General features: G+C 73.2%; 21 protein-coding genes. 16 read left to right on the top strand and 5 right to left on the bottom strand.

The genetic code is table 11. The annotated features are described in order from the left end of the window. Positions 1–18 precede the first annotated feature (18 nt). From ACN268_RS12515 to ACN268_RS12495, 5 genes are all read left to right on the top strand, one after another. Positions 19–534 (top strand): MarR family winged helix-turn-helix transcriptional regulator, encoded by a 516-nt coding sequence (locus ACN268_RS12515; protein WP_302746430.1) that lies wholly within the window; start codon positions 19–21, stop codon positions 532–534. Between the two features lie 5 nt (positions 535–539). Further along, positions 540–2216 (top strand): CocE/NonD family hydrolase, encoded by a 1677-nt coding sequence (locus tag ACN268_RS12510; protein ID WP_421483354.1) that lies wholly within the window; start codon positions 540–542, stop codon positions 2214–2216. Positions 2217–2393: 177 nt separating this feature from the next. Then, positions 2394–3251 carry a hypothetical protein gene (locus ACN268_RS12505; protein WP_363793312.1) on the top strand — a complete coding sequence of 286 codons (858 nt, stop codon included), beginning with the start codon at positions 2394–2396 and terminating at the stop codon, positions 3249–3251. A 167-nt stretch (positions 3252–3418) separates the two neighbouring features. Continuing rightward, positions 3419–3934, top strand: a complete 516-nt coding sequence (locus ACN268_RS12500; RefSeq protein WP_421486872.1) for a DUF5753 domain-containing protein — start codon at positions 3419–3421, stop codon at positions 3932–3934. Next, the gene (locus ACN268_RS12495; protein WP_145920884.1) at positions 3925–4113 is read left to right on the top strand and encodes a DUF397 domain-containing protein; all 189 of its coding nucleotides are present in this window, start codon (positions 3925–3927) and stop codon (positions 4111–4113) included. Before ACN268_RS12500 ends, ACN268_RS12495 begins: the two co-directional genes overlap by 10 nt. 174 nt (positions 4114–4287) lie before the next feature. Here the strand turns inward: ACN268_RS12495 and ACN268_RS12490 are convergent, their stop codons facing one another. Further along, positions 4288–4491 carry a cold-shock protein gene (locus ACN268_RS12490; RefSeq protein WP_067314937.1) on the bottom strand — a complete coding sequence of 68 codons (204 nt, stop codon included), beginning with the start codon at positions 4489–4491 and terminating at the stop codon, positions 4288–4290. A gap of 180 nt (positions 4492–4671) precedes the next feature. Between ACN268_RS12490 and ACN268_RS12485 the strand changes: the two genes are divergently transcribed. Continuing rightward, complete coding sequence (locus ACN268_RS12485; protein WP_421483352.1) at positions 4672–5355, top strand: class I SAM-dependent methyltransferase; 684 nt, start codon at positions 4672–4674, stop codon at positions 5353–5355. Positions 5356–5528: 173 nt separating this feature from the next. Continuing rightward, a complete protein-coding gene (locus ACN268_RS12480) occupies positions 5529–6146 on the top strand; it encodes a DedA family protein (protein ID WP_204926073.1) in 618 nt (205 codons plus the stop codon). Between the two features lie 37 nt (positions 6147–6183). On the opposite strand, the gene ACN268_RS12475 is transcribed toward ACN268_RS12480, so the two are convergent. Both ACN268_RS12475 and ACN268_RS12470 read right to left on the bottom strand, forming a co-directional pair. Continuing rightward, a complete protein-coding gene (locus ACN268_RS12475; RefSeq protein ID WP_204926074.1) occupies positions 6184–6837 on the bottom strand; it encodes an MBL fold metallo-hydrolase in 654 nt (217 codons plus the stop codon). Positions 6838–6844: 7 nt separating this feature from the next. Further along, on the bottom strand, positions 6845–7564 hold the full coding sequence (locus ACN268_RS12470) for a maleylpyruvate isomerase family mycothiol-dependent enzyme (RefSeq protein ID WP_421483351.1): 720 nt from the start codon (positions 7562–7564) through the stop codon (positions 6845–6847). Positions 7565–7741: 177 nt separating this feature from the next. Between ACN268_RS12470 and rsgA the strand changes: the two genes are divergently transcribed. The 3 genes from rsgA to ACN268_RS12455 all read left to right on the top strand — a co-directional run bounded on the left by rsgA (position 7742) and on the right by ACN268_RS12455 (position 12604). After that, positions 7742–8821, top strand: coding sequence for a ribosome small subunit-dependent GTPase A (rsgA, locus tag ACN268_RS12465; RefSeq protein ID WP_421483349.1), 1080 nt, complete (start codon positions 7742–7744; stop codon positions 8819–8821). Between the two features lie 244 nt (positions 8822–9065). Next, positions 9066–12011 carry an excinuclease ABC subunit UvrA gene (gene uvrA, locus ACN268_RS12460; protein ID WP_421483348.1) on the top strand — a complete coding sequence of 982 codons (2946 nt, stop codon included), beginning with the start codon at positions 9066–9068 and terminating at the stop codon, positions 12009–12011. Between the two features lie 131 nt (positions 12012–12142). Next, positions 12143–12604, top strand: a complete 462-nt coding sequence (locus ACN268_RS12455; protein ID WP_204926078.1) for a Rieske (2Fe-2S) protein — start codon at positions 12143–12145, stop codon at positions 12602–12604. Between the two features lie 48 nt (positions 12605–12652). Here the strand turns inward: ACN268_RS12455 and ACN268_RS12450 are convergent, their stop codons facing one another. After that, positions 12653–15895, bottom strand: a complete 3243-nt coding sequence (locus tag ACN268_RS12450; protein WP_421483346.1) for a penicillin acylase family protein — start codon at positions 15893–15895, stop codon at positions 12653–12655. Between the two features lie 236 nt (positions 15896–16131). On the opposite strand from ACN268_RS12450, the gene ACN268_RS12445 reads away from it, so the two are divergent. Then, entirely contained in the window at positions 16132–17496 is a 1365-nt protein-coding gene (locus tag ACN268_RS12445) for a jacalin-like lectin (RefSeq protein ID WP_421483345.1), read from the top strand. 10 nt (positions 17497–17506) lie between these two features. Next, on the top strand, positions 17507–19447 hold the full coding sequence (gene uvrC / locus ACN268_RS12440; RefSeq protein WP_421483344.1) for an excinuclease ABC subunit UvrC: 1941 nt from the start codon (positions 17507–17509) through the stop codon (positions 19445–19447). Positions 19448–19916: 469 nt separating this feature from the next. Here uvrC and recQ read toward each other — a convergent pair whose 3' ends face one another. Further along, complete coding sequence (recQ, locus tag ACN268_RS12435; protein WP_421483343.1) at positions 19917–21761, bottom strand: DNA helicase RecQ; 1845 nt, start codon at positions 21759–21761, stop codon at positions 19917–19919. Between the two features lie 122 nt (positions 21762–21883). Between recQ and ACN268_RS12430 the strand changes: the two genes are divergently transcribed. The 4 genes from ACN268_RS12430 to whiA all read left to right on the top strand — a co-directional run bounded on the left by ACN268_RS12430 (position 21884) and on the right by whiA (position 25540). Further along, entirely contained in the window at positions 21884–22369 is a 486-nt protein-coding gene (locus tag ACN268_RS12430) for a hypothetical protein (protein WP_421483342.1), read from the top strand. Positions 22370–22634: 265 nt separating this feature from the next. Further along, positions 22635–23546 carry an RNase adapter RapZ gene (gene rapZ / locus ACN268_RS12425; protein WP_421483340.1) on the top strand — a complete coding sequence of 304 codons (912 nt, stop codon included), beginning with the start codon at positions 22635–22637 and terminating at the stop codon, positions 23544–23546. Further along, on the top strand, positions 23543–24505 hold the full coding sequence (locus tag ACN268_RS12420) for a gluconeogenesis factor YvcK family protein (RefSeq protein ID WP_421483339.1): 963 nt from the start codon (positions 23543–23545) through the stop codon (positions 24503–24505). The genes rapZ and ACN268_RS12420 overlap by 4 nt, the downstream gene beginning before the upstream one ends. A 54-nt stretch (positions 24506–24559) precedes the next feature. After that, complete coding sequence (whiA, locus tag ACN268_RS12415) at positions 24560–25540, top strand: DNA-binding protein WhiA (protein WP_067304387.1); 981 nt, start codon at positions 24560–24562, stop codon at positions 25538–25540. Positions 25541–25812 lie beyond the last annotated feature (272 nt).

The following is a 25812-nucleotide window of genomic DNA, read 5'->3' as shown; positions in this document are numbered from 1 at the left end:
GGCGTGGCAACGCACGGGATGTATCGGCGGCGGGACGACCCGCGCGGGCGGATGGTGGCCGACATCACCAACGACCTGCGGCGATACTCGGTCGACGCGCAGCACATCGGGCACGCGTTCGCCAACCTGCACGGGCTCAACCCGACCGACCTGCACGCCCTGATCGCCGTCATGGACGCCGAACTGCTCGGCGACCCGATCACCCCCGGCCGGCTCGGCGAACAGCTCAACCTCTCCTCCGGGTCGGTGACCGCGCTCGTCGACCGGCTGGAACGCGCCGGGCACATCCGCCGCGACCGCGACACCGCCGACCGGCGCAAGGTGTTCCTGCACTACGCCGACCAGGGGGCCGCCCTGGCGATGAGCTTCTTCGGCCCGCTCGGGCGGCGTACCGACGAGGTGATGGCCCGGTTCACCGACGACGAGCTGGCGGTCGTGCACCGGTTCCTGGCCACCATGGTCGCCTCGATGCGGGAGCACCGCGACGCGATGCGGGCCGCCCGCGCCGAGCCGTCCCGCCGGCCGGTGGACTGAGCGCCGTGCCGGACCTGTCGCTCGCCCGCCTCGCCGCCGCCGTGCTGCGCCTGCCGGCCGCCGCCACCCACCGGGTCGACGTCACCCGGGGCCTCACGGTCCGGGCCCGCGACGGGGCGCGGTTGCGCACCGACCACTACGCCCCCCGGTTGCCCGGCGCGCCGACCGTGCTGATCCGCACCCCGTACGGGCGGGGCGGGCCGATGCGGCTGCTCGGCCGGCTCGTCGCCGGTCGCGGCTTCCACCTGGTGATCCAGTCCTGCCGGGGCACCGACGGCTCCGACGGGCTGTTCGACCCGCTGGTGCACGAGCGCGACGACGGCCTGGACACCGTCGACTGGCTGCGCCGGCAACCCTGGTACACCGGCCGGTTCGGCATGTTCGGGGCCAGCTACCAGGGTTTCGTGCAGTGGGCGCTGGCCGCCGACGCGGGGGAGGAGCTGGCCGCGATGGTCGCGGTGGTCACCGCCTCGGCCACCCGCGACTCGACGTACGCGGGGGAGTCCTTCGCCCTGGACACGGTGCTCACCTGGGCCGAGCTGCTCCAGGCGCAGACCGTGCCGTGGCTGGCCCGGCAGTGGGAACTCAAGCGCGGACAGCCCCGGCTGGCCGCCGCCCTGGCCCACCTGCCGCTGACCGAGGCCGACCGGGTGGCGACCGGGGTGACCGTGCCGTTCTTCCAGGAGTGGCTGCGCCACCACACCCCGGACGCCGACTACTGGCGGACCCGGGTCTTCGGCGCGCGGATCGCCGAGGTGCGCGCCCCGGTGACGATGGTCAGCGGCTGGCAGGACATCTTCCTCCCCGCCCAGCTCGCCGACCACGCCGCGCTGCGGGCGGCGGGCGTGCCCACCCGGCTCACCGTCGGCCCGTGGACGCACGGCAGCCCCGGCCTGCTGGCCGAGGCGCTGCGGGAGGGGTTGGGCTGGCTCGACGCCCACCTGCACGGCCGGCCGCCGTCGCCGCGCGCCCCGGTGCGGGTGCACGTCGGCGGGGACGGCGGCGGCTGGCGGGACCTGCCCGAGTGGCCGCCGCCGGCCACCGCGACCCCCTGGCACCTGCACGCCGGGGGCCGGCTCGACCCGCAGCCGCCGGCCGAATCGGCCCCCGACACCATCCGGTACGACCCGGCCGACCCCACCCCGTCGCTGGGTGGCCCGCTGCTGGTGGCCCAGCGCGCCGGCCCGGTCGACAACCGCCCCGTCGAGGCCCGGCCCGACGTGCTGGTCTACACCGGCGCGGTGCTGACCGGGCCGGTCGAGGTGGTCGGCCCGGTGCACGCCGAGATCCACGTCCGCAGCGAACTGTCGTACCTGGACGTCTTCGTGCGGTTGTGCGACGTGGACCGGCGCGGCCGGTCCTGGAACGTCTGCGACGGCCTGGTCCGGGTGGCCCCCGGCCGGTTCCCGGCCGACCCGGACGGGGTGACCCGGGTGCCGGTGCCGCTGTGGCCGGTGGCGCACCGGTTCGCGGCCGGTCACCGGCTGCGGGTGCAGGTGTCCGGGGGTGCCCACCCCCGCTACGCGCGCAACCCCGGGACCGGGGAGCCGCTCGGCGCGGCGATCACGCTCCGCGCTGGAACCCGGCAGATCCTGCATGATCCATCGCATCCGTCGCGGCTCGTGCTGCCGGTGGTCCCAGCCGGCTCCCAGCTTGGACCTATCTGTAGACAACCCGTCTGAGCTGGGACTTTTTTGGCAACCAGGGCTATCGTCTTTCGCAACGCTCGATGACGTGCACCAGCGGTCGGGCCCCGTTCTCCCCGCAGACACCGCCTACGTGGAGTGACGACGGTTCCCGACCCTGGCCTGATGCCGAAGCAGCCGGCACCGTTGGGCCGGCCGCGGAGAGGGGACGTCATGACGACGGCTCCGGCCAACCTGCTGGCAGTCCGCCGGCTCCTGCTCGACACCATCAAGAGCCTCGACCCCGCCGCGGTGGGGATCGTCGGTGACCCGGCCCACCGGGGTGGTTACCACTGCGGCTCCGACCGGGTGGTCACCAACGACTACTCGGTGGTGGAGTCGCCCCGGGATTCCGGCGGCCTCACCCTCTACGCCTCCGGGCTGGACGTGGGCACGTTCACCGTGCGCTCCGGGGGCGCCACGCACAACCTCCAGACGTTCTCCACCTGGTGCGTAGCCCAGTGCCGGGCGAACACGCCGGACAGCCGCGACCTGCGGGAGATCATCTACAGCCCGGACGGCAAGGTCGTCAGGCGGTGGGACCGGCTGGGCAAGCGCAGCTCCGGCGACGACTCGCACCTGTGGCACACCCACTTCAGCTTCTTCCGCGACTCGACCAAGGCCGGACGGGACCAGACCCCGCTGTTCCGGCGCTACCTGACCGGCATCGGACTACTGGAGGACACCGACATGACACCCGAAGAGCACGCCTGGCTGGAGACCGTCCACAAGAACCTGACCGTCCTCGACGGCCGCAACCCGGTGGGTCAGATCTACACCCGGATGGCGATGGGGGAGGACCACACCAACCCGGACTTCGTCGTCCCGCACCCGAGCCTGAAGTCGCTCGGCGCGCAGCTGGCCTCGTTGCAGACCGCGCTGACCGTACTGGCCAACAAGGACTTCACCGACGAGCAGGCGATCGTGGCCGGCGTCCTGGCCGGGCTCACCCCGGAGAAGATCGCCGCGGCCATCCCGCCCACCATCGCCAAGCAGGTCGCCGACGAGTTGGCCAAGCGGCTGGTGGCCTGACCCGGACCCCGTGTGCACCCCCTCCGTCCCGCCTCCGGCGGAAGGGGTGCACACGGCTGTCGGCGTTCATCCCCGGGCTCGGGCCCAGGTGAAGAAGCGGTCGGTCAGCTCCGGGCGTCGCCCGGGGTGGAGTTGGCCGAGCTGATGACCGGCCTCAGGCGACCGCGCTGTGCTCGTTCCAGCCCTTGGTGGTGCCCGGCCTGCTCCAGACCGAGGGCTACGCCCGGGAACTCTTCGAGCGGGCGAGCCACTTCCTCGGCGACGAGGTGGAGCAGCAGGTCGCGGCGCGACTGGCCCGGCAGGAGATCCTGCACCGGGCGTCCCCGCCGCTGTTCGTGGCGGTGCTCGACCACACCGTGCTGGAACGCCCGGTCGGCGGGCCGAAGGTGATGCGGGAGCAGTTGCTGCACCTGCGGGAGATCGGCGACCGGCCGCGGGTGCACCTGCACCTGGTGCCGAGGGGCACCGGCGCCTACCCCGGGCTCAACGGCGCGTTCGTGATCGCCACCCCGCCGGAGGGCGACGACGTCGCCTACCTCGACAACCAGCTACACGGATCGATCATCGAACGGACGGCGGACGTACACTCCCTGCGACGGACCTGGGAGTCGGTGCGCGCGGAGGCGCTGCCCCACGGGGCCACCATCAAGCTGATCTCGGAGGCGGCAGATTCATGGACCTGACCGGCGCGATCTGGCACAAGAGCACCCGCAGCAGCGGCAACGGCGGCGACTGCGTGGAGGTGGCCGCCAACCTGCCCGGCGTCGTCGGCGTCCGCGACAGCAAGGACCGGTCGGGCCCGGTGCTCACCTTCGCGCCGGCCGCCTGGCGGTCGTTCCTGCGCCACGCCAAGCGACCCTGACCGGGGCCTGACCCGGGCCCGCCGGCGACGCGGCACCGACCGCAGCGCGGTCGACGAGGCATAGCCCGGCCCGGGAACACCCGGCCGGGTTGCAGTGGAACCGGCAGCGGGGTCGACGGTTGCCGGGAGCGCTCGGTGGCGGCGGCCCCGGGCCGCCGCCACCGGCACGGAGACTTACAGCGGGCGGACGTTCTCCGCCTGCGGACCCTTCTGCCCCTGGGTCACATCGAACTCGACCTTCTGGGCCTCCTGCAGTTCCCGGTAGCCGCTGGTGGCGATCGCCGAGTAGTGAACGAAGACGTCGGGGCCCCCGCCGTCCTGCTCGATGAAGCCGAAGCCCTTTTCCGAGTTGAACCACTTGACCGTGCCGGTTGCCATGCATCTCTCCCTGTTTACAACGGGTGACCCCGCCGCTGCGGCGGATGATCGCCCTGTACTGCCCCGACAGTAGCCGGCCGAGGCGGTTTTTGCCGGCTGAAAAGCCGCAGGATGCGGACGGAAACTCGCAGGTCGCCGGAATGCCGCCCGACGGGAGGCCCGCTGCGGCACACTCGACCGGTGAACCGACCGCGCGTCGACGCGTTGACCGAGCTGGAACGCGAGATCGACGCGCCGGGCGACGGGCTGGACCGGCTGCGGCTGGTGCCCACCCCCTTCGTCCCCGAGGTGCGGCTGCACCTCGCCGAGGACGCGATCGTCTGGTGGGCCCGGATGGAGGCCAGCGCCGGGCACACCCTGCCCCCGCCGTTCTGGGCGTCGGCCTGGGCCGGCGGGCAGGCCCTCGCCCGCCACCTGCTCGACCATCCCGACCTCGCCGCCGGCCGCCGGGTGCTCGACCTGGCCGCCGGCTCCGGACTCGTCGCCATCGCCGCCGCCCTGGCCGGTGCCCGTCAGGTCGTCGCCAACGACGTCGACCCCTACGCGGTGGCGGCGGTCACCGTCAACGCGCGGGCCAACCGGGTCCACGTGCATGCCAGCCACCAGGACCTGCTCGACGACGACGGCACCCAGGCCGACCTGCTCGTCGCCGGGGACGTCCTCTACGACCGGGACCTCGCCGTACGGGTGCTGCCGTACCTGCGGCGGGCCGCCGACGGCGGGGCGCAGGTGCTGGTCGGCGACCCGGACCGGGGACACCTGCCGCCGGACGAGCTGGAGGTGGTGGCCAGCTACCCGGTGCCGACCACCGAACCCTCCGTCGACTCCCCGGTCCGCCGGGTCCAGGTGCTCCGCCCCCGCTGAACCACCCCCGTCGGGAGGCCCCGGGCCACGCCGTCGGGAGGCCCCGGGCCACGCCGTCGGGAGCCCCCGGGCCACGCCGTCGCGCGGCCCCGGGAAGCCCGTCGGAAAAGTCGGGGAGTGATCAGGGTCGCGACCCGATGCGCCGGGAGGCCCGGTGGCCGTAGCGTCATCTCGTGCTCGACGAATTGGCCCAGCTCGGAGACCTACCGACCGCCCTGTTGATGGCGGCACTCGGGCTGGTGATGCTCGCCGACGCCGTACCGCTGCTCGGGGTGCTCGTCCCCGGCGACGTGGCGATCCTCGCGGCGGTGGGGGTGGGCCGGCCGGTCGCCGGGGTGGCGACCGTCGTCGCCGTGGTCGCCGGCTGCCTCACCGGCTGGTCGCTGAGCTTCCTCGCCGGGCGGATCTTCGGCGAGCGGCTGCGGCACAGCCGGGTCGGCGACTGGATCGGTGAGGGCCGCTGGTCGGCCGCCGAGCAACTGCTGCGCTCCGGCGGCGGGCGGATGGTGCTCGTCGCACCCTTCCTGCCGGTGTTCAACACGCTGCTGCCGCTGGCGGCCGGGAGTCTGCGGATGTCGTACCGCCGGTTCGTCGTCTGCGCCGCGTTCGGCGCGGCGGCGTGGGCCGGCCTCTACCTGGCCCTGGGCGCGGCGTCGCGGGCCCTGGCCGGGCTGCTGCCCGGCAACCCGCTGCTGGTCACCATGGCCGTCGGCCTGCTGCTGGCCGGCCTGGTGCTGCTGGGCACCAGGCGTCGGCTGCGCGCGGTGACAGGCGTCGGTCAGCCGGGCTGACCGACGCCTGACGGGTCACCGCCGGCCCGTCACCGGCTCACCAGCCGCGCGCCCGCCACTGCGGCAGCGACGCCCGTTCCGCGCCGAGCGTGCTGTCCGCGCCGTGCCCCGGGTAGAACCAGGTCTCGTCGGGCAGCCGGCCGAACAGCTTGTGCTCGACGTCGTCGATGAGCTGGCCGAACCGCTCCGGGTCCCGGTCGGTGTTGCCCACCCCACCGGGGAACAGCGAATCGCCGGTGAACAGGTGCGGGGTGCCGGCCGGGTCGCGGTAGAGCAGCGCGATCGACCCCGGGGTGTGCCCCTTGATGTGGATCACCTCCAGCGTCTGGTCACCCACCGCGACGGTGTCGCCCTCGGCCAGGGTCTGTGCCGCGATCGGCAGCCCCTCGGCGTCGTCGGCGTGCACCAGGGCGGACGCGCCGGTCGAGGCCACGACCTCCTCCAGGGCGACCCAGTGGTCCATGTGCCGGTGGGTGGTGACCACCGAGGTCAGCCCGGCGTCGCCGATCAGGTCGAGCAGCCGGGGCGCCTCGTTCGCGGCGTCGACGAGCACCTGCGCGCCGGTGTCGCGGCAGCGCAGCAGGTAGGCGTTGTTGTCCATCGGGCCGACCGACACCTTGGTGACGGTGAGCCGGTCCAGTTCCCGCACGGCGGGTGGGCCGCCGTGGGTGACGTCTCCGGTGTAGCTCATGTGCGGTCTATATCCATTCCGGTGGGGTCGGCAGGGCACCGTCCGGGGTGACGGTCAGCCCGTCGCCGCTGCTGCGGCCGATCAACCAGGCGGCCAGCGCGGCGCAACTGCCGGCGACCTGCGGGGCGTCCTGCGCGTCGCCCAGCACCAGCTCCGGCCGGTTGCCGTCGGTGGGCCGCAGCACCAGCGCGGGCGCGTCGGACCGCTCGGCGAGCCCGCCGGCCACCTCGTGCAGCAGGTGCGGGGCGAACGCCGCCGGCCAGTCCGCCGGACGGTAGCCGGTGGCCAGGTCGACGTGGTGCACCTCCAGCTCGCGCCACCGGGCCCAGGGCACCAGGGCGGCCGGCCACGGGCCGCGTCGGGCCTGCACGGTGGCGCTCCACGCCGACGCCGTCATCGCGGCAACCGCCTCGACGAACCGGTCGGTGCTGCGGCGCAGGTCGGCCAGCAGCTCGGCGGGCGGCCGGCCGGCACCGGCGGCGATGTCGGCGTCGCGGGCCGCGTCGCTTGCGTACATCGGGATGTCCTGCCCGGTGCGGGCGGCGGTGAGCAGGTTGACGAGCCCGTCGGCGTTGCGCGCCAGGTGGGTCAGCACGTGACCCCGGGTCCAGCCGGGCAGCAGGCTGGGGGCGGCGACGGCCGCCGCGTCCAGCCCGGCGGCGGTGTCCAGCAGGCGGGCGGCCGAATCGGCCACCTCACCGGTAAACATCAGTGGATCCGTCGTCACGCCACGACCCTAACGGTCCGGACAGCGTTGCGCCGCCGGGGAATTCGCTTTCGGCGCGTCGGTCGGCGGCCTACCGTCGGCCTGACACGGTACCGGGACGACGGACGGGGGTGGTGATCATGCCGGTCGCAGTACGCGTGTTGCGCCACGACCAGTTCCGACCCCGGTGAGGATGACATGACCATCGATCTGACCGCCCTCGGCCTCGACGCCGAACGGGCGGCGTACGCGCGGCGGCGGCCGGACCGCCGGCCCGGCCGGGTGGCCCGGGTCGACCGGGGGGTGTGCACCGTGCTCGGCGCGGACGGACCGGTCCGGGCCAGCCTGGGGCCGGCGGTGCTGGCCGCCGCCGCCCGTGACCTGACCGCCCTGCCGTGCGCCGGTGACTGGGTGCTGCTGGCCCGCTGGCCGGACGGCCCGGTGACCGTCGACGCGGTGCTGCCCCGGCGGACCGCGCTGATCCGTCGTACCGCCGGCAAGGACGCCAGTGGCCAGGTGCTCGCCGCCAACCTCGACACCGCCGCGGTGATCGAGCCGGTGCACCCGGAGCCGGACGCCGCCCGGATCGAACGGCTGCTCGTCCTGGCCCACGAGTCCGGGGCCACTCCGCTGGTGGTGCTCACCAAGGCCGACCTGGCCGCCGACCCGCAGGCGGTGGCCCGGCAGCTCGCCGCCCTCGCCCCCGGGGTGCCGGTGCTGCCGGTCAGCGCCGAGCGGGGGACCGGCCTGACGCCGCTGCGTCCGCTGGTCGCCCCGGGGCGCACGCTGGCCCTGCTCGGCCCCTCCGGGGCGGGCAAGTCGAGCCTGGTCAACGCCCTGGTGGGGGCGGAGGTCATGCCGACCCAGGCGATCCGGCGGGTCGACGGCAAGGGGCGGCACACCACCACCTGGCGGGCGCTGGTCCCGGTGCCCGGCGGCGGCGCGGTGCTGGACACCCCCGGGGTCCGGGCGGTGGGGCTGCTCGACGGGCACGCCGGGCTGGACCGGGCGTTCACCGACATCGCCGAGCTGGCCACCGGCTGCCGGTACGCCGACTGCGGCCACACCGCCGAGCCGGCCTGTGCGGTGCGCGAGGCGGTGGAGACCGGGGAGCTGCCGGGCCGGCGTTTCGAGAGCTGGCGTCGGCTCCAGCGGGAGCTGGCGTACGAGAGCGGTCGCCGGCAGAGCCGGCTGGCGGCCGAGCGGCGGGGCGGCTGGCGGGGTGGTCGACGGCGGCCGGCCCGGCCGACGACGCCGCCCCTGCCGGGCGGGTTCTGACCGCCCCGGTCCGGCCGGCTCCGACCAACCGGAGCGGGTACGGGGCGCACACAGCGGGTCGGCCGGCCTCGGGCAGGCGGGTCGGCCGACCGGTGTGAGCTGGGGGAATGTTGGCGTGCGGGAAGTTGTCGTACCCCGGGGCTAGAGTTGCGCAGGCGTTCCTTCTGCGCCGCGTAAAACCACTCAGATCCCACTCGGAGCGGACAGATCCGCCTCATATTCTTCTTCCGGGAGCACCCGCACCGTGGCCGACCGTCTGATCATCCGTGGCGCGCGCGAGCACAACCTGCGTGACGTCAGTCTCGACCTGCCCCGGGACGCCCTCATCGTCTTCACCGGGCTCTCCGGCTCCGGCAAGTCGAGCCTGGCCTTCGACACCATCTTCGCCGAGGGGCAGCGCCGCTACGTCGAGTCGCTGTCGTCGTACGCGCGGCAGTTCCTCGGCCAGATGGACAAGCCCGACGTCGACTTCATCGAGGGCCTGAGCCCGGCCGTCTCCATCGACCAGAAGTCCACCTCGCGCAACCCGCGGTCGACCGTCGGCACCATCACCGAGGTCTACGACTACCTGCGGCTGCTCTTCGCCCGCATCGGCGAGCCGCACTGCCCGGTCTGCGGCGAGCGGATCTCCCGGCAGAGCCCGCAGCAGATCGTCGACCGGGTCCTCGCGATGGCCGAGGGCACCCGGTTCATGGTGCTCGCCCCGGTGGTCCGGGGCCGTAAGGGCGAGTACGTCGACCTCTTCGCCGAACTCCAGGCCAAGGGCTACGCCCGCGCCCGGGTCGACGGGGTGGTGCACCCGCTGACCGAGCCCCCGAAGCTCAAGAAGCAGGAGAAGCACACCATCGAGGTGGTGATCGACCGGCTCAGCGTCAAGCCGGGCGCCAAGCAGCGGCTGACCGACTCGGTCGAGGCCGCGCTCGGCCTCTCCGACGGTCTGGTGCTGCTCGACTTCGTCGACCTGCCCGAGAACGACCCGGCCCGGGAACGCCGCTACTCCGAGCACCTGGCCTGCCCCAACGACCACCCGTTGGCGATCGAGGACCTGGAACCCCGGGTGTTCTCGTTCAACGCGCCCTACGGGGCCTGCCCGGAGTGCACCGGCCTGGGCACCAAGAAGGAGGTCGACCCGGAGCTGGTCGTCCCCGACCCGGAGCGCACCCTGCGCGAGGGCGCGCTGCAGCCCTGGGCCACCGGGCACAACCTGGAATACTTCCTGCGCCTGCTGGAGGCGCTGGGCGAGAGCCAGCACTTCGACGTCGACACCCCCTGGCGGGCGCTGCCGGCCCGGGCCCAGAAGATCATCCTGCACGGCTCCGACGACCAGGTGCACGTGCGATACCGCAACAAGTACGGCCGCGAGCGCTCCTACTACACCGGCTTCGAGGGCGTGGTGCAGTGGATCGAACGCCGGCACACCGACACCGAGAGCGACTGGTCGCGCGACAAGTACGAGGGCTACATGCGCGACGTGCCCTGCGCGGCCTGCGGTGGCACCCGGCTCAAGCCCGAGGTGCTGGCGGTCACCATCGCCGGCAAGAGCATCGCCGAGGTGTGCAACCTGTCGGTGGGCGAGGCGGCCGAACTGCTCGCCGGCATCGCGCTGACCGACCGGCAGAAGATGATCGCCGAGCGGGTGCTCAAGGAGATCAACGCCCGGCTGCGGTTCCTGCTCGACGTCGGCCTGGACTACCTCTCCCTGGACCGGCCGGCGGGCACCCTGTCCGGTGGCGAGGCGCAGCGCATCCGGCTGGCCACCCAGATCGGCTCCGGCCTGGTCGGCGTGCTCTACGTGCTCGACGAGCCGTCGATCGGCCTGCACCAGCGGGACAACCACCGGCTGATCGAGACCCTGCTGCGGCTGCGCGGCCTGGGCAACACGCTGATCGTCGTCGAGCACGACGAGGACACCATCCGGGTGGCCGACTGGATCGTCGACATCGGCCCCGGCGCGGGCGAGCACGGCGGCCGGATCGTGCACAGCGGTTCGGTGCCGGCGCTGCTGGACAATCCCGAGTCGGTGACCGGGGCGTACCTGTCGGGCCGGCGGGAGATCCCCACGCCGAAGCAGCGTCGGCCGCAGACGCCGGAGCGGGAGCTGGTGGTGCACGGGGCGCGCGAGCACAACCTGCGCAACCTGACCGTGCCGTTCCCGCTGGGCCAGCTCATCGCGGTCACCGGGGTCTCCGGCTCGGGCAAGTCGACGCTGGTCAACGACATCCTGTACGCGGTGCTGGCCAACCAGATCAACGGGGCGCGGCTGGTGCCGGGCCGGCACACCCGGGTCTCCGGGCTGGAGCACGTCGACAAGGTGGTCGGCGTCGATCAGTCGCCGATCGGCCGTACCCCGCGTTCCAACCCGGCCACCTACACCGGGGTCTGGGACCACGTCCGCAAGCTGTTCGCCGAGACCACCGAGGCCAAGGTCCGGGGGTACGGCCCCGGCCGGTTCTCGTTCAACGTCAAGGGCGGGCGCTGCGAGGCGTGCTCCGGCGACGGCACCATCAAGATCGAGATGAACTTCCTGCCGGACGTCTACGTCCCGTGCGAGGTGTGCAAGGGCGCCCGGTACAACCGGGAGACCCTGGAGGTGCACTACAAGGGCAAGACCGTCTCCGACGTGCTGGAGATGCCGATCGAGGAGGCGGCCGAGTTCTTCTCCGCCATCCCGGCCATCCACCGGCACCTGCGCACGCTCAACGACGTGGGCCTGGGTTACGTCCGGCTGGGCCAGCCCGCGCCGACGCTGTCCGGCGGTGAGGCGCAGCGGGTCAAGCTGGCCTCCGAGTTGCAGAAGCGCTCCACCGGCCGCACGGTCTACGTGCTCGACGAGCCCACCACCGGCCTGCACTTCGAGGACATCCGCAAGCTGCTGATGGTGCTGGAGGGGCTGGTCGACAAGGGCAACACGGTGATCACCATCGAGCACAACCTCGACGTGATCAAGTCGGCCGACTGGCTGATCGACATGGGCCCCGAGGGTGGTCACCGGGGCGGCACCGTGCTCGCCACCGGCACCCCGGAAGAGGTCGCCGAGGTCGCCGAGAGCCACACCGGGCAGTTCCTGCGTTCGGTGCTCAAGCTCGACGGCCAGGCCCGGGGCGCGAAGGCGGCGGTGACCCGGGCGGCCCGCGCCAACGGCTCGACGCCGAAGGCGCGTACCCGCAAGGTGCCGGCCGGGGCCCGCTGACCCGGCGGGTCGGCCCGCTGCGCGGGGTGTTCCCGGGCGGCCGGGGTGAACCGTCGGGCACAGTGGTGCGTGTGCTCCAGTGAGCCGCGCGGGTCGACGACCGGCGGCAGCAGTCGAGAGAAAGGCCGGAGATGACAGACGACCAGGTGCCGACCGGGCCCGGTACGCAGACCCGACGTGCCCTGCTGGCCGGGGCCGGCGCGGTGGGGGCGGCGGTCCTCCTGACCGCCTGCGGCGACGACTCCGGTGACGAGCCGGCCACCCCGGCCACCGGCGGACCGGCCGCGACCTCCGGCGGGTCCGGTGCCGCCGCGATCGCCAGGACCGGTGACATCCCGGTCGGCGGCGGCCAGGTCTACGCGGCGCAGGGCGTGGTGATCACCCAGCCGACGGCGGGGCAGTTCAAGGGGTTCGACCCGATCTGCACCCACCAGGGCTGCCCGGTGTCGAACGTCGACGGCGGGACGATCAACTGCACCTGCCACAACAGCAAGTTCGCCATCGCCGACGGCGCGGTCAAGGAGGGGCCGGCGACCAAACCGCTGGCCGCCAAGGAACTCAAGATCGACGGCGACCAGATCTCGCTGGCCTGACCGGTACCGGCCGGCCCGGAGGACGTCCTCCGGGCCGGCCGTTCGGGTTCACTGCGCGTAGACCGCCAGCTCCCAGATCGAGTAGCCGTACGTGGTGGCCCGGGTCACCCCGTGCATCCGGACGTACCGGGCGGTCGTGGTGGAGAAGGCCGCCACGTCGGTGCCGCCGTCGCCGGCCGTGGTCGACCACACCGACCGCCACGTCGACCCGTCGGTCGACACCTCGATCCGGTACGACCGGGCGTACGCCGACTCCCAGGCCAGCGTCACCCGGCCCACCCGACGGGCCGACCCCAGGTCGACGCTGAGCCACTGGTCGTCGGCCCAGCTACTCGCCCAGCGGGTGCCCAGGTCCGAGTCGACGGCCTTGCCCGGCCCGAAGAACAGCTCACTGCCCGACGCGGTCGCCGTCCGGCCGGCGGCCAGGTTGGTCAGGTCGTCGCCCCGCCGGGCCGGGAACGACACCACCTGCTGGAAGGTGGGCCGGTTCTGCCAGGCGATGGTGGCGTGCTTGATCCCGCCCAGCGGCGACTGGATGATCGCGTCCGCGCACCACTGGTCACCGGCGGCGCAGCTCGCGTCGCCGGGGTACACCTGGGCCGCCGGCGTGGCCGCCGCCGTCCGCAACGTGTCCAGCAGCACCTGCCGGCAGCCGGCCAGGTTCCCGGCCCCGCAGTAGCCCCGGCCCAGCCCGCCGCGCACCGGGTCGCCGAGCACCGCGCGCAGGTCCTTGTCGACGTAGCCCCACCAGCCGTACTGGAAGGACGAGCCCTTGTGCGCCTGGGCCTCGTTGGCCGAGGTCGGCAGGTTGGACCTGTCGCCCTGCTGGTGCCCGGAGGGGGACTCGTTGATCTGGATCGCGTTGATCAGCGACTGGTAGAGGTCCGGGCCGAGCTGGTCGCGGAACATCCCCCGGACCAGCAGCGGCCACCAGGCGTCGAAGGTGCGGATCGCGTCGGCGTGCCGGTAGACCTTCGACCCCTTCGCCGTCTCCACCCGCAGCGCGCCGTCCTGCCGCCACGCCTTGAGCCGGCTGATCTCGGTGGCCAGCGCGGCGTCGGCGACGGGCTGGCTCTCCAGCACCCGGATCAGCTCGTCGAGCACCTCGGCCCCGCGCAGGTCGGTCACGCCGGCCTGCTCGACCAGCGCGGTCAACGAGCCCCGGTCGAACTTCCGGCCGGCCGCAAGGCCCGCCTTGAGCGGACGGTCCAGCAGGTCGGCCCGGTGCACCGCGCCGAAGCTGTAGTTGCCGTCCGCGCCGCCGAAGTCCTTGGCCTGCTTGTTGTTCCAGCTGACGTAGTAGTCCTGGTTGACCGAGCGGGGGTGGGCGGCCAGCGGGGCGTAGTCGGCGGTGTTCGTCGCCGGGTCGAAGCCCTGCCACTCGTAGGCCGGCTCGGCCTTCATCGGCAGGTTCGGGTTGGACCCGGCGGCCCGCACCGGGTTCAGCCCGGAGTTGAAGTACGCCGACTCGGTGGAGTTGACGTAGAACCAGTTGAACGCGTACTCGACGTTGTTGGCCGAGGCGACGAAGGCGTCCGCCGAGCCCATCTGGGTCGGGTCGTTGAACATCTGGAAGCCGATCGCCGAGTCGGCCTCGTGCCGGTAGGTGGAGCGGAGCTGGGTGAACGCGTGCGGTTTGCCGCCCACCGTGCCCCGCCAGGACACCAGGCCGAGCTTCGTCCGCCAGGCCACCAGCTTGTACGACCCCTTGGCGGTGCCGTCGGCGAGGGTCGGGCTCCACTTGTTGACGTGCGCGAGCTGCTCCATCGCCACGCACTGGCCCCGGTAGAGGTAGTGGTCGGCGGCGAGGGTGGGGGTGCTGCCGTCGGTGGTGCACAGCGGCACCGCGTACGTGTCGGTGATGTCGTGGATCGACGAGGTGGCGCTCCACGCGTAGTCCTGCCCCCGGCCGAGCAGCACGTAGAGGTTGAGGCCGGCGAACGCCGCGCCCCGGGCGCTGATCCCCGGGCCCTGCAACTCCTGCACCATCAGCAGTTGCGGGGAGAAGTAGCCGGTCTGCGGGCCGAAGACCGCGACCGGGTGCCCGGTGGCCGAGTTCGCCGCCGAGACCACCGCCGCGTTGGACATACCCCGGTGCGCCGGGCTGATGGTCAGCCCGGACAGCGCGGCGGCCAGCTCACCGGACGCGCTGTTGCCGGTGGTACGGGCCGGGGCGGCGGTGCTGCCGGCGGAGCCGGTCGGGTCGGTGAAGATCGGCTCGACCCGGGCCGAGCCGGCGTCGGGCAGCGCCACGCTCGCCGCGTCCGGGGAGGCGTCGCCGTACGGGAAGCTCTGACCGTCGTGCAGGGTCAGCACGGTCTCCGGGTCGTTCTGGTTGCGGAACGCCGTCCACACCTTGTCGCCCTCGGTGGCGCCATACTTGGCGCGGGCGGCGATGCGGACCAGCGCGGACTGCATCTCGGTGCCGCCTCCGCCGCCGAACAGGCCGCCCACCACGCCGGCGATGGCGATCAGGTCGGTGAGCTGGAACGGCTCCGGGCCGCCGGCGTTGGTGACCGCGTCCAGGTGGCCGGTGAGCACGTACTCGCCGGGGCAGTTGCGGGCGCCCATGCAGACGCCGATGTAGGCGTTGATACCGGCGATGTACTCCTGCACGTCGGCGTAGAGCTGCTGGCCGCGCGGACCCTTCGTGCGCAGCGCCTCGACCTGCGCCTGGAGGTCCGCCTCGGTGTACGGCGAGTTGCGCCAGACGCTCTGCTCCAGGGCCCGGTTGCCGGGGGCGCCCCCGGCGAACGAGGTGAGGGTGCCCCGGCCGACGTGGCGCAGCAGGTCCATGGTGAACAGCCGGTCCTCGGCCCCGGCGTAGCCCGCGCCGTACATGGTGCCGCCCCGGGTGGTGCCGGTGACGTGCGGGACGCCTGTCGCCTTGTCCCGCAGGATGCGGACGTCGGCGCGGGGCGAGTAGTCGCGTTCGACCTGCCCCTGCGGCACCCCGAAGGAGGCGTCGTTGAAGAACGAGCCGATCTGTTCCTCGCGTAGCCCGGCGTAGCCGTAGACCAGGTCGGCGTAGCGGTCGAGCTGGTCGGCGGAGTGCCGGGGCAGGGTGCCGAGCGTCTGGTTGGCCAGTACCTCGACGAGGGTGGCGTTGCCGTTCTGGCCGGGCGGCAGGATGTCGCCGCACTCGCCGAGGCAGTAGTCCTCGGGGGTGAACGCGGCACGCGGCGCGGCGGCCCCGGCCGGGGCGGCGGGGGTCGCGGTGAGCAGGGCGGCGACGCTGATGCCGGCGGTCAGGCCGGCGAGCAGGCGGCGGACGGTGGGGGGACGGGGCATGCGATCCTCCGATGAGGATGGGATCTTTTCGTGAATAACATTCGGTTACCGGATGGTAATCTCCGTTCGTCGATATCGGAAGACGTCCATCGAGCCGCCGCCGGATCTTTACTCCGGAGTGTCGAGCCGGTCGGAGCGCGTGGATATCTTTCGATCCGGTGCCGGGCTGACGCCCGCCCGTCGACCCGCCCCGACCGGTCCCCCCGCCGGTCCCGCCGCTCCAGATTGGATCGTCGATGAAGGTCGTCCGTCTGCTCGCGTCCGCGACGCTGCTCGCGGTCGCGCTCACCCCGCCCGGTGCGGCCGCCGCCTCGGCCCCCGCCCCCGCCGGGACCGCCCCCACCCCCGCCGGGACCGCCGCCGCCCCCACCTCGGGTGCGTTCTCCGTGCTCACCTACAACGTCGCGGGCCTGCCCGACATCCTGTCCAGCGGCGACCCGGCGACGAACACCAGGCCGATCGGCGAACGGCTCGGCGGGTACGACATCGTGCACGTCCAGGAGGACTTCAACTACCACGCCGACCTGTACGCCACCGACCAGCACCCGTACCGGACGCCGACCAGCGGGGGCGTGCCGTTCGGCAGCGGCCTCAACACGCTGTCGAACTACCCGTACAGCGACTTCGCCCGGGTGAAGTGGAACTCCTGCAACGGGACCGACTGCCTCACCCCGAAGGGCTTCACCGCCAGTCGCATCCGGCTGGCCGAGGGCGTCTACGTCGACTTCTACAACGCCCACCCCAACGCCGGCACCACCGACGCCGACCTGGCCGCCCGCCGGTCCAACCTCAGCCAGCTCTCCGCGTACGTCGCCGCCAACTCGGCAGGCAACGCGGTGGTCCTGATGGGTGACCTGAACGTCCGCTACACCCGTACCGGCGACAACATCCGCGACCTGGTCGCGGCCAACGGGCTCACCGACGTCTGGGTGCAGCAGGAACGGGCCGGCCAGCCGCCGGCCGCCGGTGACCCGGCGCTGATCTGCGACGAGGCCAACGTGACCGACTCCTGCGAGGTGGTCGACAAGATCCTCTACCGGGGCAACAAGCTGGTCCGGCTCGCCCTGAACCGCTACCACAACGAGCACGCCCGGTTCCTCACCCCGACCGGCGGGCCGCTGTCCGACCACTACCCGCACGCCGCCTGGTTCGACTGGACCCTCGACCCGACGCTGCGGGCCAGCGACACCTGGGGCGGCCCGCACGGCACGCCGTTCACCGACGCCGACCGGGTCGGCCCGGCGGTCACCCGGGTCACCCTGCGCGGCGGCTCCCGGCTCGACGCCGTCGGCGTCGACCTCGCCGACGGCGGCCAACTGCGCCACGGCGGCACCGGCGGGACGGAGAGCAGCCTCACCCTCGCCCCCGGCGAGCGGATCACCCAGGTCACCCTCACCCAGGGGCAGAAGGACGGCCGGACCAGGATCTTCTCGGCCCGGCTCGACACCGACCAGGGCCGCGTCCTGACCGCCGGTACGCCCACCTCGGCGGCGGTCACCTTCACCGCACCGCCGGGCGGTCGGCTGGCCGGATTCTTCGGCCGCAGCGGCACCGAGGTCGACCAGCTCGGCGTGATCTGGAGTGTCGGGGGCAACGGATAGTCTCGGTGCCGTGGCTGATCCCTCGACCTACCGCCCCGCGACCGGCACGATCCCCGAGTCCCCCGGGGTCTACCGGTTCCGCGACGGCACCGGCCGGGTGATCTACGTCGGCAAGGCCAAGAACCTGCGCAGCAGGCTCAACTCCTACTTCGCCGACCCGTGGGGGCTGCACGAGCGCACCCGGCAGATGGTCACCACGGCCGAGTCGGTCGACTGGGTCACCGTCGGCACCGAGGTCGAGGCGCTCCAGCTCGAATACACCTGGATCAAGCAGTACGACCCCCGGTTCAACGTCAGGTACCGCGACGACAAGTCGTACCCGTACCTGGCGGTCACCCTCGACGAGGAATACCCGCGGCTGCAGGTCATGCGGGGCGCGAAGCGTAAGGGCGTGCGGTACTTCGGGCCGTACTCGCACGCCTGGGCGATCCGCGAGACGCTCGACCTGCTGCTGCGGGTCTTCCCCGCCCGCACCTGCTCCGCCGGGGTGTTCAAGCGGGCCGGGCAGGTGGGTCGCCCCTGCCTGCTCGGCTACATCGGCAAATGCTCCGCGCCCTGCGTCGGCACCGTCTCCGCCGAGGCGCACCGGGCGATCATCGACAACTTCTGCGAGTTCATGGCCGGCCGCACGGACAGCATGGTGCGTCGCCTCGAACGCGAGATGACCGAGGCCAGCGAGCAGTTGGAGTTCGAGCGGGCGGCCCGGCTCCGCGACGACGTGGCCGCCCTGCGCCGGGCCATGGAGAAGCAGACCGTGGTGCTCGGCGACGGCACCGACGCCGACGTGGTCGCCTTCGCCGACGACCCCCTCGAAGCCGCCGTGCAGGTCTTCCACGTCCGCGACGGCCGGGTACGCGGCCAACGCGGCTGGGTGGTGGAAAAAACCGAGGAGCTGACCACCGGCGACCTGGTCCACCACTTCTGCACCCAGGTCTACGGCGGCGAGCAGGGCGAGGCGGACGTCCCCCGGGAACTGCTCGTCCCCGAGCTGCCCGTCGACGCCGACGCGCTCGCCGACTGGCTCAGCACCCGCCGGGGCAGCCGGGTGTCGCTGCGGGTGCCCCAGCGCGGCGACAAGAAGACCCTGCTGGAGACGGTCGGCCGCAACGCGAAGGACGCGCTGGCCCGGCACAAGCTCAAGCGGGCCGGTGACCTCACCACCCGGGGCAAGGCGCTCGACGAGATCAGCGAGGCGCTCGGCATGCGTACCTCGCCGCTGCGCATCGAGTGCTTCGACGTCTCCCAGATCCAGGGCACCGACGTGGTGGCCAGCATGGTCGTCTTCGAGGACGGGCTGCCCCGCAAGAGCGAGTACCGCCGGTTCATCGTCCGGGGCGCCACCGACGACCTGTCGGCGATGTCCGAGGTGCTGCGTCGGCGCTTCGCCCGCTACCTCGACGCCCGCGCTGAGACCGGCGAGCTGGGCGAGGAGACCGCGTCCGACCCCGACCGCCCCGGCATCGACCCGACCACCGGCCGGCCGCGCAAGTTCGCGTACCCGCCGCAACTCGTGATCGTCGACGGTGGCGCCCCGCAGGTGGCGGCGGCGGCCCAGGCGCTGGCCGAGCTGGGCATCGACGACGTGGCGCTGTGCGGGCTGGCCAAGCGGCTGGAGGAGGTCTGGCTGCCCGACGACGACTACCCGGTCATTCTGCCGCGCACCTCCGAGGGGCTCTACCTGCTCCAACGTGCCCGCGACGAGGCGCACCGGTTCGCCATCACCTTCCACCGGCAGCGGCGTTCCAAGCGGATGACCGAATCGGCCCTGGACACCGTCCCCGGGCTGGGCGAGGTACGCCGCAAGGCGTTGCTGCACCACTTCGGCTCGCTCAAACGGCTCTCCGCCGCCACCGTGGAGGAGATCGTCGAGGTGCCCGGGGTGGGCCGGCGCACCGCCGAGGCGATCCTCGCCGCCCTCGACGGCGACACCACCCCCACCCCGACCGACTGACCCCGTCGGCCCCCGGCCCTTGGCCCTCGGTCCTGGTCCCGGCCCTCGGTCCTGGTCCCGGCCCCCGGTCTTGGTCCCGGCCCCCGGTCTTGGTCCCGGCCCTCGGTCCTTGGTCCCGGCCCTCGGTCCTGGTCCCCCGTCCGGCAGCGCCTGAGCGGGCCCGTTGAGTTTGGCGTGATCAACTCGACTGGGGCGAAGTTGCGGTATCCGGGGGTGGGGGTAGCGCAACTTCGGCCCACGGGAGTGGATCAACGGCGGTGGGGTGGCGGGCGGGCTGGTCGGGGGTGGGTTGGGGGGCGAAGTTGCGGTATCCGGGGGTGGGGATAGTCCAATATCGGCCCAGGTGAGTCGATCAACGGGGGTAGGGCGGCGAGCGGGCTGGTCAGGGGTCGGACGGGGGGCGAAGTTGCGGTATCCGACGGGCGGGATACCGCAACATCGGCCCAGGTGAGTGGATCAAGGAGGCCGGTCAGGGCTGGTCGGCGAGGACGGCGAGGATGGACTCGCCGTACTTGGCGAGCTTGTTCTCGCCGACGCCGCTGATCCTCGACAGCTCGGCCAGCGAGGTGGGGGCGTCGGTGGCGATCTGCCGCAGCGTCGCGTCGTGGAAGATCACGTACGCGGGTACGCCCTGTTCCTTGGCGGTGGCCCCCCGCCAGGCCCGCAGCCGCTCGAACAGCGACCCGGCCGCCGGGGACAACTCGGCGACCACGGTGGCCGCGCCGCGTGGCTTCGCCGACCGGGTCGAGGCCACCTTCTCCGGCTCCCGGCGCATGGTCACCGTGCGACGGCGACCCAGCACCTCCGCGCTGGCCTCGGTCAGCGCCAACGTGCCGTAGTCGCCCTCGACCGCCAACAGCCCCTCGGCGAGCAACTGCCGGACCACCCCACGCCACTCCGCCTCACGCAGCTCGGTGCCGATGCCGAAGGTGCTCAGCGCGTCGTGGCCGTACTGGCTGATCTTGTCGTTCTGCCTGCCGAGCAGGATGTCGACGCAGTGCCCGGCCCCGAAGCGCTGGTTGCGTTCCCGGTCGAGCCGGTAGACGGTGGACAGCAGCTTCTGCGCGGCCACCGTGCCGTCCCAGGTCTCCGGCGGGGTCAGGCAGGTGTCGCAGTTGCCGCAGTCGGCCGTGCCGGACTGGCCGAAGTATTCGAGCAGCTGCACCCGGCGGCAGCGGACCGTCTCGCAGAGCGCCAGCATGGCGTCCAGGTGGGTGGCGAGGTTACGCCGGTGGGCCAGGTCGCCGTCCGACGTCTCGATCATCTTGCGTTGCTGCACCACGTCCTGCAGGCCGTAGGCGAGCCAGGCGGTCGACGGCAGCCCGTCCCGGCCGGCCCGGCCGGTCTCCTGGTAGTAGCCCTCCACCGACTTGGGCAGGTCGAGGTGGGCCACGAACCGGACGTCCGGCTTGTCGATGCCCATCCCGAAGGCGATCGTGGCGACCATGACCAGGCCGTCCTCGCGCAGGAACCGCTGCTGGTTGGCGGCGCGGGTGCCCGCGTCCAGGCCGGCGTGGTAGGGCAGCGCGGCGATCCCGTTGGCGACCAGGAATTCGGCGGTCTTGTCCACCGAGGCGCGGGACAGGCAGTAGACGATGCCGGCGTCGCCCGGGTGCTCGTCGCGCAGCAGGGCCAGCAACTGCTTGCGCGGCTCCTTCTTGGGCACGATCCGGTACTGGATGTTGGGCCGGTCGAAGCTCGCCACGAAGTGCTTCGCCTCGGTGAGCTGGAGCCGGGTGGCGATCTCGGCCCGGGTGGCGCTGGTGGCGGTCGCGGTCAACGCGATCCGGGGCACCGCCGGCCAGCGTTCGTGCAGCATCGACAGGGCCAGGTAGTCGGGGCGGAAGTCGTGCCCCCACTGGGACACGCAGTGCGCCTCGTCGATGGCGAACAGGCCGATCCGCCCCCGGTCGAGCAGTTGCTGCACGCCCCGGGTGCCCAACGCCTCCGGGGCGAGGTAGAGCAGGTCCAGCTCACCGGCGACGAACGCCTGCTCGACCGCGCGCCGGGCCGCGTAGTCCTGCGTCGAGTTGAGGAAGCCGGCGCGGACGCCGACGGCCGTCAGCGCGTCGACCTGGTCCTGCATGAGGGCGATCAGCGGGGAGACGACCACCGCGACGCCGTCACGGACCAGGGCCGGGACCTGGTAGCACAGCGACTTGCCGCCACCGGTGGGCATCAGCACCAGCGCGTCCCCGCCGGCCACCACGTGGTCGATGACCTCCTGCTGGAAGCCCCGGAAGGCGTCGTAGCCGAAGACCCGGCGGAGCACGTCGAGCGCGTCGGAGGCGCGCAGCTCGGTGGGGGAGACCATCCGGGGAGTCTACGAGCCGGCCCCGACACCGCCGTCCACGACGCCCCCGCGCCGCCCCTCCGCAGGGCGCCGGGCACCGCCCTGACGTCACCGGCGTCGGTTCGCTGCGGTTGGATGGCCCGATGGCGGTACGCATCGACATCGACGCACTCCGGGACGCGGCCGGGGCCGACGTCTGCGCGGCGGCGGACGAGCTGACGGTCGCCGGTCAGCCGGCGCAGATCGACCCGGCCGGCGGCGGGGTGACCGGCGTGATCCGCGAGGCGGGACAGCCGCCGTACGAGGTCTGGGTGGGGGTCACGCCGGACGGCTTCACCACGGAGTGCGACTGCGCCGCCGACACCGACCTGTGTGCGCACGCGGTGGCCCTCACCGCCGCCGCGCTGGCCGACGGCTTCGCGTGGTCCTCGGCGGCCACCCCCCGGTCGGACACGGCGGTCGACCCCCGGGTCGCGGAGCTGACCGCGCTCGCGCGCGGTCTGCCCGCGCGCCGGCTGGCGGCGCTGGTCGGCGAGTGGGCGGCCACGGACCCGGTGTGGGAGAGCGCGCTGCGGGCGCAGGCCGGCCACTGCGCCTCCCCCGCCACCACCGAACACGACGACAGCTAGGCGACCGGGCCGCCACCGCCGGGCCCTGCCGTGGCGGCCCGGCTGCCGTTCAGCGGTATGCCTGTCCGTCATCAATATGACGGACAGGCATACCGCCGTGTGCCAGGTGGTGCTCCCGACGCTGGTCAGATGCCGGGCCGGACCCGTCGGGCAACCCGCCGTCGGGCGTGCCGGGATCGACGCCGCCCGCCGGGATAGAGTCGTCGACTGACCCTGTGCGGTACGGGGCCCCCGGGGCCCGCCGCCACGAAGCGGGAGTGGTGGGATGGTCGAGGCGCGGACAACCGGCGGGTACGTCGAGGGCGGCACGGCGGAGTCGGACACCACGCTGGTGGTGGTCACCGGCCTGTCCGGCGGTGGCCGCAGCACCGTCGCCCGCGCCCTGGAGAACGTCGGCTACTACGTGGTGGACAACCTGCCGCAGGCGCTGATGCTGGACATGGCCGAGCTGGCGATGAAGGCCGGTGGGGCGGCCCGGCGTACCGCGATGGTGCTGGACGTCCGCTCGCGGGCCTTCTCCACCGACCTGGCCGGGGCGATCCGGGAGCTCAAGGAGCGCGGCTTCTCGCCCCGGGTGGTCTTCGTCGACGCCGACGACGAGGTGCTGATCCGACGGTTCGAGAGCGTCCGCCGCTCGCACCCGTTGCAGGGTGAGGGGCGGCTCGCCGACGGGATCGCCGTCGAGCGGGAACTGCTGGAGGAGGCCCGGGACCAGGCCGATGTGATCATCGACACCAGCCACCTCAACGTCAACCAGCTCCGTCGCCGGGTCGAGGAGCTGTTCGGCGGGGAGGACGCCCGTCGGCTGCGGCTCACCGTGCTCTCCTTCGGCTTCAAGTACGGCCTGCCGCCGGACGCCGATTTCGTGCTCGACGCCCGGTTCCTGCCGAATCCGTACTGGGTGCCCGAGCTGCGGGAGCACACCGGTCGGGAGGCGGCGGTCAGCGCGTACGTGCTCGGCCAGGAGGGCGCGGACACCTTCGTCGCCTCGTACGCCGAGCTGGTCAACGCCACCACCGCCGGGTTCGAACGGGAGGGCAAGCGGTACCTGACGGTCGCCGTCGGCTGCACCGGCGGCAAGCACCGCAGCGTGGCGATCGCCGAGGAGTTGGCCGAGCGGCTGCGCCAGTCGGGGCTGGCCGCCAACGCGCAGCACCGGGACCTGGGGCGGGAATGACGGCGACGTCGGTGGTCGCCTTCGGCGGGGGACACGGTCTGTCCGCCTCGCTGCGGGCGCTGCGACACTGCGCCGGGGAACTCGAACTGGACATCACCGCCGTGGTCACCGTCGGCGACGACGGCGGCTCCAGCGGCCGGCTGCGCGCCGAGCGCGGCGGGCTGCCCCCGGGCGACCTGCGGCAGGCCCTGGTGGCGCTGGCCGGGGACCATCCGGCCACCCGCCGCAGCGCCGGGCTGTTCCAGCACCGGTTCGCCGGCGACCAGCGCGACGGGCTGGCCGGTCACGCGGTGGGCAACCTGGTGCTCTGCGGCCTGATGGAGCAGCTCGGCGACCCGGTCGCCGCACTCGCGCACGCCGGGGCGATGCTCGGCGCGGTCGGCCGGGTGCTGCCGATGTCCGCCGAGCCGGTGGACATCGAGGCCCGGGTCCGTGGGGTGGACCCGACCCGCCCCGACGAGGTACGCACGGTGCGCGGCCAGCGCCACGTGGCGGTGACCACCGGCACGGTGGAGGCGCTGCGGATCACCCCGGACGCGCCGGTGGCCTGTGCGGAGGCGGTGGCCGCGGTCGGCGGTGCGGACTGGCTGATCTTCGGGCCGGGGAGCTGGTACACCAGCGTCCTGCCGCACCTGCTGGTGCCGGGGCTGGCCGAGGCGATCGTGACCAGCCCGGCCCGCCGGCTGGTCACCCTCAACCTGGCCGCCGAGCAGGAGACCCTGGGGCTCTCGGTGGCCGACCACCTGGCCGCCCTGCGCTGGTACCTTCCGCAGCTCACGGTGGACTACGTGGTGGCCGACTCCAAGGCGGTGGGTGACCCCGAACCGGTCGGGCGTGCGGCAGAATCGCTTGGTGCCCGGTTGGTCCTCGCCCCGGTCGCCGTCGACGACGGCACACCCCGTCACGATCCGGCCGCCCTGGCTGCGGCACTGGTGCCTGTCCTGGGCGCCGATCGTTAAGCACGTACGTAATCACCGGCGACACGCCGGTACCGGTCCGTGAGGGGGCGCACAATGGCGATGACGGCTGCGGTCAAGGACGAGCTGAGCCGGGTCGACGTGCCCAAGCCCTGCTGCCGGCGGGCGGAGATGGCCGCGCTGCTGCGGTTCGCCGGTGGGCTGCACATCGTCTCCGGTCGGGTGGTGGTGGAGGCCGAGCTGGACACCGGGGCGGTGGCCCGTCGGCTGCGCCGGGAGATCGCCGAGGTCTACGGCTATCCCAGCGAGATCCACGTGCTCGCCTCCGGTGGGCTGCGCAAGGGCAGCCACTTCATCGTCCGGGTGGTCAAGGACGGCGAGGCGCTGGCCCGGCAGACCGGCCTGCTCGACGTCCGGGGCCGGCCGGTACGCGGGCTGCCGCCGCACGTGGTGGCGGCGAACGTCTGCTGCGCGGTGTCGGCCTGGCGGGGCGCGTTCATGGCGCACGGCTCGCTGACCGAGCCGGGCCGCTCCAGCGCGCTGGAGATCACCTGCCCGGGGCCGGAGTCGGCGCTGGCCCTGGTCGGCGCGGCCCGACGGATCGGCATCACCGCCAAGAACCGCGAGGTGCGCGGGGTGGACCGGGTGGTGGTCAAGGACGGTGACGCGATCGCCGCGCTGCTCACCCGGATCGGTGCCCACTCCAGCGTGCTGGCCTGGGAGGAGCGTCGGGTCCGCCGCGAGGTGCGGGCCACCGCCAACCGGCTGGCGAACTTCGACGACGCCAACCTGCGCCGCTCGGCGCGGGCCGCGGTGGCCGCCGCCGCCCGGGTCACCCGGGCGCTGGAGATCCTCGCCGACGACGCCCCGAACCACCTCACCTCGGCCGGTCAGCTCCGGCTGGAGCACCGGCAGGCGTCGCTGGAGGAGTTGGGCGCGCTGGCCGACCCGCCGTTGACCAAGGACGCGATCGCCGGGCGGATCCGCCGGCTGCTGGCGCTGGCCGACAAGCGGGCCCGTGACCTGGGCATCCCGGATACCGAAGCGGCAGTCACGCCGGACATGCTCGTGGTCTGATAGGACGGTGGGCCGCCATCCCGCGGGCGCGTGCGAGGCACGGGCCGGTGGGCGTGACGTGCCCCGGGTCGGGTGGGTGGGGCGTGCCGTGCCGTCGACCCGACGGGGTCACCACCCGCCGCAGGGCGGCGGGGCACGCTCGGATAGGGTCGATGGGTACGGCAAGGGGGCCGGCACAGGCACTCCTCGCCGTGCACGCCGCCTCGGGCGGTCAGGTCCTCCCAGACCGTGGCGGGGTGGCCGAGACGAATCGTCAACGGCCGGCTCACCGG

Origin of the sequence: Micromonospora sp. WMMD735, from assembly GCF_049178995.1 — a bacterium.
Taxonomy (GTDB): domain Bacteria; phylum Actinomycetota; class Actinomycetes; order Mycobacteriales; family Micromonosporaceae; genus Micromonospora; species Micromonospora wenchangensis.
The sequence above is the reverse complement of the archived record's forward strand: the minus strand, read 5'-3'. Positions and strand labels throughout refer to the sequence as shown.